The following is an 11,894-nucleotide window of genomic DNA, read 5'->3' as shown; positions in this document are numbered from 1 at the left end:
GACCCGGCAAGGTCAGTCGGCGAACAACAATACCGGCGTTTCCAGATACTTCTTCAACGCCTGCACGTAGCTGGCGGCATCCCAGCCATCGACCACGCGGTGGTCGCAGCTGATCGACAGGTTCATCAGCTTGGCGCGGACGATGTCGTCACCCCCTTGTCCGTTCGGCCGGAACACGGGGCGTTCGACGATCTTGTTCGGGCCGACGATCGCCACTTCGGGCCGGTTGATGACCGGGGTCGTCGCGATCCCGCCCAGCGGCCCCAGCGAGGTGACGGTGATCGTGCCGCCCCCCATCTCCTGCGGGGTCAGCTTGCCGGCGCGCGCCGCACCCGCCAGCCGCGTGATCTCGGTCGCCAATTGCCAGACATTGCGGTCCTGCGCGTCGCGGATGACGGGCACGGTCAGCCCGGCATCGGTCTGCGTCGCCATGCCCAGATGCACGCGGCCCGACCGCGTGACCACCCCGGCCTCGTCGTCGTAGCGGGCGTTGAGCATCGGGAAATCGGGCAGCGTCCGGCACATCGCGACGATCAACAGCGGCAGCATCGTCAGCTTCGGCCGCTCGCCACGATGGTCGTTCAAATCGGCGCGCATTTCTTCCAGCGCGGTCACGTCGATCTCGTCGACATAGGTGAAATGCGGGATGTTGCGCTTCGACGCCGCCATGTTCTCGGCGATCCGCCGCCGCATGCCGATGACGCGCACCTGCTCGTCGTCGCGCGCACGGCTGGCATGCGGCGCGTGATAGCCTTGCGTGCCGCCATAACGCAGAAAGGCGTCGAGATCCGAATGACGGATACGGTCGCCGTCGGCGATCCGCACCTGCGCCAGATCGACATTCAGATCCTTCGCGCGCGCGCGCACCGCCGGCGACGCGAGCACCTGCGCCTCGCCGCGTCCGGCGGACGTGGGCGTGGAAGCAGGAGCCGGCGCAGGCTGGACCGACGCGGCACCGTCGCCCGATACGTCACCCGCCGGTCGCCGGTCGCCGTCGCCGTCGCCGTCGCCAACTCCCGCCGACTGTTGCCGCGCCGGCGGGGCCGCATCGGCCACCTCCTCCACGCCGGGGTTTTCGGCCTCCAGCGTGTCGGGCCCGGTGGCGGGCGATGCCGCCTCTTCCGCGCCGCCCTCTTCGCCCTCGACCTCGATCACCACCAGCGCGGCACCGATCGACACCTGATCGCCGACCTCGCCCGCGATCTCGACCACGACGCCCGCGACCGGTGATTCCATCTCGACGGTGGCCTTGTCGGTCATCATGTCGGCCAGGCTCTGGTCCTCCTCGACACGGTCGCCGACGGCGACGTGCCACGCCACGATCTCGGCCTCGGAAATGCCCTCGCCGATGTCCGGCAGTTTGAAGGTGAAACGCGCCATCGTGTTAGTCCTTCAGGATTTTCTTGAGCGCCTGCCCGATCCGCACCGGTCCGGGGAAATAGGCCCATTCCAGGCTGTGCGGATACGGTGTGTCGAACCCGGTGACCCGCTCGACCGGTGCCTCCAGATGATAGAAGCAGCGTTCCTGCACCAATGCGGCCAGCTCCGCACCGAACCCGCCGGTACGCGTCGCCTCGTGGACGATCATGCAGCGCCCGGTCTTCTTCACCGACGCCTCGATCGTCTCGATATCCAGCGGCACCAGCGTACGCAGGTCGACGATCTCGGCGTCGATCCCCTCGTCCGCCACCACCTGCGCGCAGACATGCACCATCGTGCCATAGGCCAGGATCGTCAACGCCGCGCCCTCGCGCACCACGTTCGCCTTGCCCAGCGGAATGCGGTAGTAACCGGTCGGCACCTCGCCACCCGGATGCTTCGACCAGTTTTCCGCCGGGCGATCCCAATGGCCGTTGAACGGGCCGTTGTAGATGCGCTTCGGCTCGAAGAAGATCACGGGATCATTGTCCTCGATCGCCGCGATCAACAGCCCCTTGGCGTCATAGGGCGTCGCCGGGATCACCGTCTTGATGCCGGAGACATGGGTGAAGATTCCCTCCGGCGATTGCGAGTGCGTCTGGCCGCCGAAGATGCCGCCGCCGAACGGCGAGCGCACCGTGATCGGGGAGATGAACTCCCCCGCCGATCGATAGCGCAGCCGTGCCGCCTCGCTGACCAGCTGGTCGAGCGCGGGGTAGATGTAATCGGCGAACTGGATTTCCGGCACCGGACGCAGGCCATAGGCACCCATGCCCACCGCGACGCCGATGATCCCGCATTCGGTGATCGGCGTGTCGAAGACGCGCGTCTTGCCGAACTTCTTCTGCAACCCTGCGGTGGCGCGGAACACGCCGCCGAAATAGCCGACGTCCTCGCCCATCACGACGATCGACGGGTCGCGCGCCATCGTCACGTCCATCGCCGAATTGATCGCCTGGATCATGTTCATGCGGGTGGTGGCGGCGGTGTCGTCCGCCGGTTGTTCGATCGTATCGGTCATCGACTTATCCCGTCGCCCCGGGCCGGACCCGGGTTCCCGCATGCGCGCGCGGGAAGTGAGGAAGCGGAACCGCGGACCGGGTCCGCGGTGACGAAGCGGCGGTGGGTCGCGGTCACTTGCGCGCCCATGGCCGCCCGCTGGCGGTTTCCTCGTCGATCATCTGCTGGCGTTGCTCGCGCAGGTGCCACGGCATCTCCTCGAACACGCCGTCGAACAGCGAATCCAGCGGTTGCTGCAATCCGTGCCCCAGGATGCCGTTCTTCTCGGCCTCCTTCTGCGCGGCGCGGACTTCCTCGGCGACCTCGCGGTCCATCGTCTCCTGCCGCGCGTCGTCCCACTCGCCGATCGCGACCAGATGGTCCTTCAGCCGCCGGATCGGATCGCCCAGCGGCCACGCGGTCGCTTCCCCCGCGGAACGGTATTGCGACGGATCGTCGGAGGTCGAATGCCCCTCGGTCCGGTAGGTGAAATGCTCGATCAGCGTCGGGCCGGCGTTGGTGCGCGCGCGCTCCGCGGCCCAGGCGGTGGCGGCATAGACCGCCAGCGCATCGTTGCCGTCGACGCGCAGCCCCGCGATCCCGTAACCGACCGCGCGGGCGGCGAACGTCGTCGCCTCCGCCCCGGCGAAGCCCGAGAAACTGCTGATCGCCCATTGGTTGTTGACCACGTTGAAGATCACCGGTGCACGATAGACGGTGGCGAAGGTCAACGCGGAGTGGAAGTCGCCCTCCGCGGTCGAACCCTCGCCGCACCATGTCGCGGCGATCCGCGTATCGCCCTTGGACGCGCTGGCCATCGCCCAGCCCACCGCCTGTGGATATTGCGTGGTCAGGTTGCCGGAGATCGAGAAGAAGCCGAACCTCTTCTCCGAATACATGATCGGCAATTGCTTGCCCTGCAACTTGTCGCCCAGATTCGAATAGATCTGGTTCATCATGTCGACCATCGGGCAACCGCGCGCGATCAACAGTCCTTGCTGGCGGTACGACGGGAAACACATGTCCTCGGCATCCAGCGCGTGCGCGGCGGCCACCGCCACCGCCTCCTCGCCCAGCGATTTCATGTAGAAGCTGGTCTTGCCCTGCCGCTGCGCGCGGAACATGCGTTCGTCGAACGCGCGTACCGTCGCCATGTGGCGCAGCATCCGCCGCAGCGTGTCGGGCGACAATCGCGGGTTCCACGGGCCGACCGCCTGGCCCTGCTCGTCGAGCACGCGCACCATCGTATAGGCCAGCTCTGTGAAGCCGCTTGCGGCCTCGGCGGTATCGGGGCGCCGCGCCGCGCCGGCCGGGGGCACGTCGACATCGGCGAAATCCACCGCGTCGCCAGGTCGAAATTTCGGCTCGGGAACGTGCAGCGACAGCGGCGGCAGGTTGCCGCGCGGACGCAAAGTGCCGGGATCGTCGGCCAAATCCTGCTCTCCACCGCGCGTCGCATTGGTGCCGACGCGCTTTCCATCCCTTGTAATATTGTTTCAATCGCAACGAAAGCCCCCTCGTCGCATTCGGCTGGCCGGGCAACGATCTCAGGGCTATCCAACGAATTGACTCGACTCGCCACTTTAGAACAAAGTAGGAACGACATTCCTGATGGAGTCGTACCTGCCGTGGCCGAATCGAGCGTTCTTCAATCCTTGCGCGACACGCTCCGCGCGATCGAGGGCGATGGCCATCGCCGTCGCCCGGTGCTGCCGTTCGGCATCGGCGCGATCGATTCGCGGCTGGCGAACACCGGGCTCAGGCTCGATGCGCTGCACGAGGTGGCGGCCGGTACGCCCTCGCTCGGCGATGACGCGTCCGCGACGCTGTTCATGGCCGGAATCGCCGCGCGCGCCTGGGGGCCGATCCTGTGGGTGGTGCGCCGCCGGGATCTGTTCGCGCCCGGCCTGTACCAGTCCGGCCTCGCCCCCGAACGCGTTCTTTATGCCGAGGCTTCCGACGATGCCGAGGTGCTGGCGTTGATGGAGGAAGGTTTGCGCCACCGCGCACTGGGCGCGGTGATCGGCGAAACCCGCCGCGCCGCGATGGCCTCCACCCGCCGGCTGCAACTCGCCGCGGAGGGCGGACGCACGATCGCGCTGCTGATGAAACGCCACGCGCGTGAGGGGGCCGATCCCTTCGCCGTCCCCTCCGCCGCGGTGACGCGCTGGCGGGTCACGTCCGCCCCCTCGGCGCCGCTGCCGGTGCCCGGTGTCGGGCGGGCGCGGTGGGACGTGAACCTCGTCCGCCAGCGCGGCGGCGAATCCTTTCAAACCATCGTGGAGGCATGCGATGAAACGGGTCGCCTCGCTCTACCTGCCCGACTGGTCGATCGACCGGCTGCGGCGGGCCGAGCCAGCCCTCGCGCCGCGGCCTGAGCGCGTCGCCCTCGATCTCGCCGCGCTCAAGGCGGCGGGCGACGCCGAACGGGGCGGCAAGCAATGCGACGCGCCGCGCAACACCGGCTGGCGTCCCGGCGCGCGCTGGGCACGCGACGATGCCGCCGTCGCGTCGCCGCTGACGGGCGTGGACGACACGACCGGCGGGGCGAATACCTGCCGCGCGGGCGAAAGCCGTGCGGATGTCGCACGCCACATCGCCGCGCTCCCCGCGCACCAGCGTCCGCCGATGCGTGAGATGGGCCGCCGCAGCGAGGCGGCGGAACATCCCTACAAGCGCCTGCCCGGCGACGACGGCGGCAAGGCGAGCGGCTGGCCCGAGCCGGCGATGGTGGCGGTGCGCACCCATGGCGAGGGCGTGCGTCGGTCCGGCGAACGCCGCGATCGCCCGCGTGGCACCGGCGACGACCGGGCGCCCGCCTCCGGCCTCGCCGCATGGCAGGCGATGCCCTCGATCCGCTACCCCGGCGACGGTCCGCACCCCGACAAGCACGCCGCCAGGCAACGCCCCGGTTCCAACGACGCCGGTGCGACCGTGAAGGACGTCGCCGCCTTCTTCGACACCGGGCGCAGCACCGCCGCCGCCGTGTCGCGCGTCTGCACCCCCGCGTCCGCTGCCCCGGCCCCCAGCCCCGCCCCCGCATTCGTCGCGCACGACCCCGCTCCACCGCTGGTCACCGTGCGCAAGACCGGCAGCCGTATCGAGATCGCCGCCGTATCCGCCGCCGCGCGCGCGCTGGGCATCGAACCCGGCACCGCGCTGACGCAGGTGCGCGCCGCCACCCCCGACGTGGTGGTGCGCGATGCCGACGATGCGGGCGATGCGCGCGACCTGCACCGGCTGGCCGTGGCGCTCGCCCGCCGCTGGTCGCCCACCGTGGCGGTCGCCGATGCGCAGTCGCTGTTCCTCGACCTGAGCGGCGTCGCGCATCTCCACGGCGGCGAGGCGCGGATGGCGCGGCGGATCGTGCGGCTGCTCGCACGGCTCGGCATCGGCGCGCGCATCGCGATCGCCGACACGCCCGGCGCGGCATGGGCGTGCGCGCATCACGCCGCCGACCGCATCACCATCCTGCCGCCCGGCGAGACGCTCGACGCGCTCGCCCCGCTTCCCGCCGCCGCGCTGCGCATCGACGATCACGCGCTGGAACTGCTCCGCCGGCTCGGCATCGACACCGTCGGGCAACTCGCCGCGCTGCCCCGCGCGCCACTGGCGCGGCGTTTCGGGCGGGCGGTGCCGCTGCGGCTGGATCAGGCGGGCGGGCGTGTCGCCGAACCGCTCGATCCGGTGACGCCGCCGGTCGCGATCATGGTGGAGCAACGCTTCGCCGAACCGCTGCTCACCGCCGATCCGATCGCGCACTGGATCGCGCAGCTGGTCGCGCGGCTGGCGCAGGAACTCGCCGCGGGCGGGCGCGGCGCGCGCGTCCTGTTGCTCGCCGCGACGCGGATCGACACCGTGATGCAGGTGATCCGCGTTGGCTTCGCGCGCCCGACCCGTGCGCCCGCGCATATGCTGCGGCTGCTGTTGCGGCAGGTGGAGCGGATCGACCCCGGCTTCGGGATCGAGGCGCTGGCGCTGCACGTCCACCGTGCCGATCCGCTCGATGCGGAGACGCTGGACACCGACCTGGCCGATGGCGAGCGACCCGATCTCGCGCCGCTCGTCGATGCGATCGTCAACCGTATCGGCACGCGCCGGCTGTGGCGCGCGCGCGCGGTGGAAAGCGACGTGCCCGAACGCTCGGTCGGCGGGGCCGCCGTGCTCGACGCGCACGACGGCGACACGCAGGCGCTGCGTCGCGACGATGTCCGCCGGCTCGACCTGCGCGGCAGCGACCATCCGTGGCATCCGCGCTGGCCACGCCCGACGCGGCTGCTGCGCCGGCCCGAACCGGTCGACAACGTCATGGCCGAACTGCCCGATCACTGGCCGCGCCGTTTCACCTGGCGTGGCATCACCCACCGCATCGTGCGCGGCGACGGACCGGAACGGATCACCGGCGAATGGTGGCGGCGCGTCGCCGAGCGCGAGAGCGTGCGCGATTATTTCCAGGTCGAGGACGACGAAGGCCGCCGCTTCTGGCTGTTCCGCCGCGGCGATGCGCAGCGCAGCATCACCGGCGACCTGTCGTGGTACGTGCATGGCACGTTCGGCTAACGCTCCCGCCGGCCGATCCGCACGATCCGCCGCCGCATGACCTACAGCGAGCTGCAGGTCACCACGCATTTCTCGTTCCTGCGCGGTGCGTCGTCGTGCGAGGAATTGTTCGCCACCGCCGCGTTGATGGGCATGCCCGCGCTGGGTATCGTCGATCGCAATTCGGTCGCCGGCGTGGTGCGCTCGCTCCATGCCAGCGAACAACTGGCCAGCGACAGCGGACTCGTCGTCCGCGCGATGCCGGGCTGTCGGCTCGACTTGGTCGATGGCGCGTCGCTGCTGGTGTGGCCGGAGGATCGCGCCGGCTGGTCGCGGCTCACCACCCTGCTCAGCCGCGGCAAGGCGCGCGCCGATGCGCAGCGCGGCGAAAAGGGCCGCTGCTTCCTCCATTGGGAGGACGTCGCCGCGCACGCGCGCGGGCTGGTCGCCGCGCTGGTGCCGGGCGACGATGCCGACCCTGCGCAATTGCGCTGGATGGCCGACCTGTTCGGCGGCGACGGCCATGTCTGCCTTACCCATCACCGCCGCGCCGGCGAGCAACTGCGCCTGCACCGGATCGCGGAGGCGGCGCGCTTTCATGGCCTCGCCCCGCTCGCCACCGGCGACGTGCTGTACCATGCGCCCGACAAGCGGATGCTCCACGACGTCGTCACCGCGATCCGCGAGAAATGCACGATCGACGACCTCGGCCTGCGCCGCACGCGCAGCGCCGACCGCCATCTGAAACCGCCCGACGAGATGGAGCGGCTCTACCGCGATCATCCGCAGGCGCTCGCCGCCAGCGCCGCGATCGTCGAACGCTGCACCTTCTCGCTGCGCGAGCTCGACTACCAATATCCCGAGGAACGCGTGATGACCGCGCTGTCCCCGCAACAGGCGCTGGAGCGATTGTCGCGCGACGCGCTGGCGCGGCTGTTCGACGGCGCCCCGCCCGCCCCCTATGCGACGCTGCTCGAACACGAACTCGGGCTGGTCCGGAAGATGGACTATGCGGCCTATTTCCTGACCGTCAATTCGATCGTCAGCTTCGCGCGCGGTCAGGGCATCCTGTGCCAGGGGCGGGGCAGCGCCGCCAATTCGATCATCTGCTACGTGCTGGGCATCACCTCGATCGACCCGATCAAGCACCAGCTGCTGTTCGAGCGCTTCATTTCCGAAGAACGCCGCGAACCGCCCGACATCGACATCGACTTCGAGCATGAACGCCGCGAGGAAGTGATCCAGTGGATCTACGACACTTACGGCAACGACCATGCCGCGCTGACCGCGGTGGTCAGCCGTTTCCGTACCCGCGGCGCGATCCGGGAGGTCGGCAAGGTGCTGGGCCTGCCGGAGGACATGACCGGCGCGCTGGCGTCGCAGGTCTGGGGCTGGTCGAACGAGGGCGTGCCGACCGAGCATGTCGCCGCGCTCAACCTCGACGCGGGCGAGCCGCGGCTCGCGCTCGCGCTCGAATTGGCGCGCGAACTGATCGGCACCCCGCGCCATCTGTCACAACATCCCGGCGGTTTCGTGCTGACCCGCGCGCCGCTGTACGAACTGGTGCCGATCGAACCCGCCGCGATGGAGAACCGCCGCGTCATCGAATGGGAAAAGGAGGATATCGAGGAGCTCGGCTTCATGAAGGTCGACATCCTCGGTCTCGGCATGCTCGGCTGCATGCGCCGCGCGTTCGACCTGCTGCGCGAACACCGGGACATCGACATGACGCTGTCCAGCGCCACGTTGCAGGACGACGATCCCGCCACGTTCGCGATGATCGAGAAGGCCGACACGCTCGGCGTGTTCCAGATCGAAAGCCGTGCGCAGATGAGCATGTTGCCGCGCATGAAGCCGCGCAACTTCTACGATATCGCCATCCAGGTCGCGATCGTCCGCCCCGGTCCGATCCAGGGCAATATGGTGCATCCGTATCTGAAACGGCGCGAAGGCCGGGAAGCGATTGAATATCCCAGTCCCGCGCTCCGGCGCGTGCTGGAAAAGACGTTGGGCGTGCCGCTGTTCCAGGAACAGGCGATGCAGGTGGCGGTGATCGGCGCGGGCTTCACCCCCGGAGAAGCCGACCGGCTGCGCCGCGCGATGGCGACGTTCAAATCGACCGGCGGCGTTGGCCCGTTTCGTGAGAAGCTGATCGCCGGGATGCTCGGCAACGGCATCACGGAAGCGTTCGCCGACCGGCTGGTCAAGCAGATCGAGGGGTTTGGCAGCTACGGCTTTCCCGAAAGCCACGCCGCCAGCTTCGCCAAGATCGCCTACGCTTCGTCATGGATGAAATGCCATCATCCCGACGTGTTCTGCGCCGCCTTGCTCAACGCGCAGCCGATGGGCTTCTACGCCCCGGCGCAGATCGTCCGCGACGCGCGCGAACATGGCGTGGAGGTCCGCCCGGTGTGCGTGCTCGACAGCGAATGGGACACCGCGCTGGTCGATGCGCGCGGTCCCGCCGCACGCCGCCGGCACAGAGCCCCGCTGCGCCTCGGGCTGCGTGTCGTGGCCGGGCTGTCCGGTCAGGATGCCGGCCGCATCCTCACTGCCCGTGCCGACGCGCGCTTCACCAGCGTCGAGGACTTGTGGCGGCGCTCCGGCGTCCCGCTCGCCACGCTGGAGAAGCTGGCGCGCGCCGATGCCTTCCACGCGCTCGGGCTCGACCGGCGGCAGGCGCTATGGGCGATCCGCGGGCTGGGCGAGGCGCCGCTGCCGCTGCTCGCCGCGATCGAACGCCGCGAGGAACCCGTCACGCTCACCCGGCTGACGCAAGGGCGAGAGGTGGTGGAGGATTACCGCGCCACGCAATTGTCGCTGCGCGCGCATCCGCTGCATTTCCTGCGCCCCCGCCTTGATGACCAGCGCGTCACGCGCTGCGTCGATCTGGGCACGCGGGACGGCAAACCGGTCGAGGTCGCAGGGATCATCCTGGTCCGCCAGCGCCCCGGATCGGCCAAGGGCGTCCTGTTCATCACCATCGAGGACGAAACCGGCGTCGCCAACGGCATCCTGTGGCCCGACCGGTTCGAGGCGCAGCGCCGCGTCGTCATGTCCTCGGCGATGGTCAGCCTGAAGGGGCGCGTGCAGGTGGAGGGCACGGTGGTCCACGTCATCGTCGACCGCGTGACCGACCTGACCGCGATGCTGCGCCAGGTCGGCGACGTCGATCTGCCCCGGCTGGTGGCGCGCGGCGACGGCGCGACCCATCCCGGCGCACCCGATCGCGGCGACCCCGGCTGGCGGGTCCGCCCGCGCTCCGACTATCATTTCCGCGACCGTGCCGAGGCAGATATCCCGGTCCGAAGTCACGACTTTCATTGACCGCAATCCGTATCCTGTACAAATTATCCGCTGACATATTTTTAATGTATGTCTATTAATCGATCATGGTCGGTCCGATTTTTCAGCTTGTGTACATCAGCCGCGCCGTTCGCCCGTTCGAAGATGCAGAGCTGGAGGAACTGTCGCGGGTGGCCACCACCTCGAACACCCGGCTCGATATCACCGGGCTGCTGCTGCACGACGGCCGCCGCTTCATCCAGGCGCTGGAAGGCGATTTCGCCGCGGTCGACGCCACGATGGCGCGGATCGCGCGTGATCCGCGCCACGAATCGATCGCCTTCGTCGAACGCGTGCACGTTCCCCGCCGTCAGTTCGGCGGATGGGCGATGGACACGCGCCGCGTCGGCGACACCACCGATACCGACGCCTTCCTCACCGACCTGGAACGCACGCTGCGCGATGTCGACGATCGCCGGCTGGTCGCCGCCTTCATCGGCTTCGTGATGCTGGGTCGTCCGCACCTGCGCGCGCTCCGGCGACAATCGTCGGCGGCGCGCGACGCTGGCGACCTTCCGCAGACGATCTGCGGCGCGACCTCGTCCTGAAGCACGCTGGCCGGCGCGCGCGCCGGCCCAACGCTCAGCCGACCGATTGTTCGATCGTGCCGAAGATCGGATGGTGGCGATCGTCCTCCATCCAGATGCGCACGGTATCGCCCCTGCGCAGGAACGGCGTCTTCGCTGCCCCCCCGTGGATCGTCTCGATCGTGCGCAGCTCCGCCAGGCACGAATACCCCACGCCGCCGTCCGCGATCGGCCGCCCCGGACCGCCCTCGCCATCGCGGTTGGACACGGTGCCCGATCCGACGATCGTTCCCGCCGACAGCGTGCGCGTCTTCGCCGCATGCGCGATCAGCGTGCCGAAATCGAACGTCATGTCTTCGCCCGCATCGGCGCGGCCGAACGGTGTGCCGTTCAGTTCGACCATCAACGGCCGATGCAGCTTGCCGTCCCGCCACCATCCGCCGAGCGCCTCGGGCGTCACGAACACGGGTGAGAAGGCCGACGCCGGCTTGGACTGTACGAACCCGAACCCCTTGGCGAGTTCGGCGGGGATCAGCTGGCGCAGCGACACGTCGTTGGTCAGCCCGACCAGCCGGATCGCCGCCAGCGCCTCCTCGCGGGTCGCGCCCATCGGCACGTCGCCGGTGACGACCACCACCTCGCCCTCCAGATCGCAGCCCCAGCTTTCGTCGGACAGCGGGATCGCATCGCGCGCGCCGAGGAAACTGTCCGACCCGCCCTGGTACATCAGCGGATCGTTCCAGAAGCTGTCGGGCAACTCCGCCCCGCGCGCCTGCCGCACCAGCGCCACGTGGTTCACATAGGCCGATCCGTCCAGCCACTGGTAAGCCCGCGGCAGCGGCGCGGCGGCGTCATGTTCGTGGAAGCGTTCGCGCGGGATCGCCTCGTTGCGCAGGTCGGTGGCAAGCAGGTCCAGCGCCGGCGCGATCCGCTCCCAATCGTCGAGCGCGGCCTGCAACGTCGCGCAGATGTGCCCGGCATCGGCGTACCAGGCCAGATCGTCGGATACCACGACCAGACGGCCGTCGCGCCCCTGCTTCAGACTGGCGAGTTTCATGCGCTACC

The 11,894-nt window shown here is 69.3% G+C and carries 8 protein-coding genes; 4 read left to right on the top strand and 4 right to left on the bottom strand.

Annotation, left to right across the window (positions count from 1 at the left end):
• Nucleotides 1-12: 12 nt before the first annotated feature.
• From ASE95_RS08965 to ASE95_RS08955, 3 genes are all read right to left on the bottom strand, one after another.
• Nucleotides 13-1,380 carry a dihydrolipoamide acetyltransferase family protein gene (locus tag ASE95_RS08965; RefSeq protein ID WP_056634686.1) on the bottom strand — a complete coding sequence of 456 codons (1,368 nt, stop codon included), beginning with the start codon at nt 1,378-1,380 and terminating at the stop codon, nt 13-15.
• Between the two features lie 4 nt (nt 1,381-1,384).
• Nucleotides 1,385-2,389, bottom strand: coding sequence for an alpha-ketoacid dehydrogenase subunit beta (locus tag ASE95_RS08960; RefSeq protein ID WP_056636059.1), 1,005 nt, complete (start codon nt 2,387-2,389; stop codon nt 1,385-1,387).
• A gap of 163 nt (nt 2,390-2,552) precedes the next feature.
• Nucleotides 2,553-3,851, bottom strand: a complete 1,299-nt coding sequence (locus ASE95_RS08955) for a 3-methyl-2-oxobutanoate dehydrogenase (2-methylpropanoyl-transferring) subunit alpha (RefSeq protein WP_056634683.1) — start codon at nt 3,849-3,851, stop codon at nt 2,553-2,555.
• A gap of 195 nt (nt 3,852-4,046) precedes the next feature.
• Between ASE95_RS08955 and ASE95_RS08950 the strand changes: the two genes are divergently transcribed.
• From ASE95_RS08950 to ASE95_RS08935, 4 genes are all read left to right on the top strand, one after another.
• Entirely contained in the window at nt 4,047-4,796 is a 750-nt protein-coding gene (locus ASE95_RS08950; RefSeq protein WP_200918782.1) for an ImuA family protein, read from the top strand.
• Nucleotides 4,711-6,978 (top strand): Y-family DNA polymerase, encoded by a 2,268-nt coding sequence (locus ASE95_RS08945; RefSeq protein WP_235528245.1) that lies wholly within the window; start codon nt 4,711-4,713, stop codon nt 6,976-6,978. Before ASE95_RS08950 ends, ASE95_RS08945 begins: the two co-directional genes overlap by 86 nt.
• 36 nt (nt 6,979-7,014) lie before the next feature.
• A complete protein-coding gene (locus ASE95_RS08940) occupies nt 7,015-10,284 on the top strand; it encodes an error-prone DNA polymerase (RefSeq protein WP_056634680.1) in 3,270 nt (1,089 codons plus the stop codon).
• A gap of 65 nt (nt 10,285-10,349) precedes the next feature.
• The gene (locus ASE95_RS08935) at nt 10,350-10,850 is read left to right on the top strand and encodes a BLUF domain-containing protein (RefSeq protein ID WP_056634677.1); all 501 of its coding nucleotides are present in this window, start codon (nt 10,350-10,352) and stop codon (nt 10,848-10,850) included.
• A 34-nt stretch (nt 10,851-10,884) separates the two neighbouring features.
• Here ASE95_RS08935 and ASE95_RS08930 read toward each other — a convergent pair whose 3' ends face one another.
• Nucleotides 10,885-11,886, bottom strand: coding sequence for a fumarylacetoacetate hydrolase family protein (locus ASE95_RS08930; protein WP_056634675.1), 1,002 nt, complete (start codon nt 11,884-11,886; stop codon nt 10,885-10,887).
• Nucleotides 11,887-11,894 lie beyond the last annotated feature (8 nt).

It is taken from the genome of Sphingomonas sp. Leaf231 (assembly GCF_001421995.1).
GTDB lineage: Bacteria > Pseudomonadota > Alphaproteobacteria > Sphingomonadales > Sphingomonadaceae > Sphingomonas.
This window is presented reverse-complemented; position numbering and strand designations above follow the sequence as displayed.

Excerpts from the sequence above, each read along its gene's own strand:
- ASE95_RS08965 (WP_056634686.1), bottom strand. The coding sequence starts at position 1,380 with ATGGCGCGTTTCACCTTCAAACTGCCGGACATCGGCGAGGGCATTTCC.
- ASE95_RS08960 (WP_056636059.1), bottom strand. The coding sequence starts at position 2,389 with ATGAACATGATCCAGGCGATCAATTCGGCGATGGACGTGACGATGGCG.
- ASE95_RS08945 (WP_235528245.1), top strand. The coding sequence starts at position 4,711 with ATGAAACGGGTCGCCTCGCTCTACCTGCCCGACTGGTCGATCGACCGG.
- ASE95_RS08940 (WP_056634680.1), top strand. The coding sequence starts at position 7,015 with ATGACCTACAGCGAGCTGCAGGTCACCACGCATTTCTCGTTCCTGCGC.
- ASE95_RS08935 (WP_056634677.1), top strand. The coding sequence starts at position 10,350 with ATGGTCGGTCCGATTTTTCAGCTTGTGTACATCAGCCGCGCCGTTCGC.
- ASE95_RS08930 (WP_056634675.1), bottom strand. The coding sequence starts at position 11,886 with ATGAAACTCGCCAGTCTGAAGCAGGGGCGCGACGGCCGTCTGGTCGTG.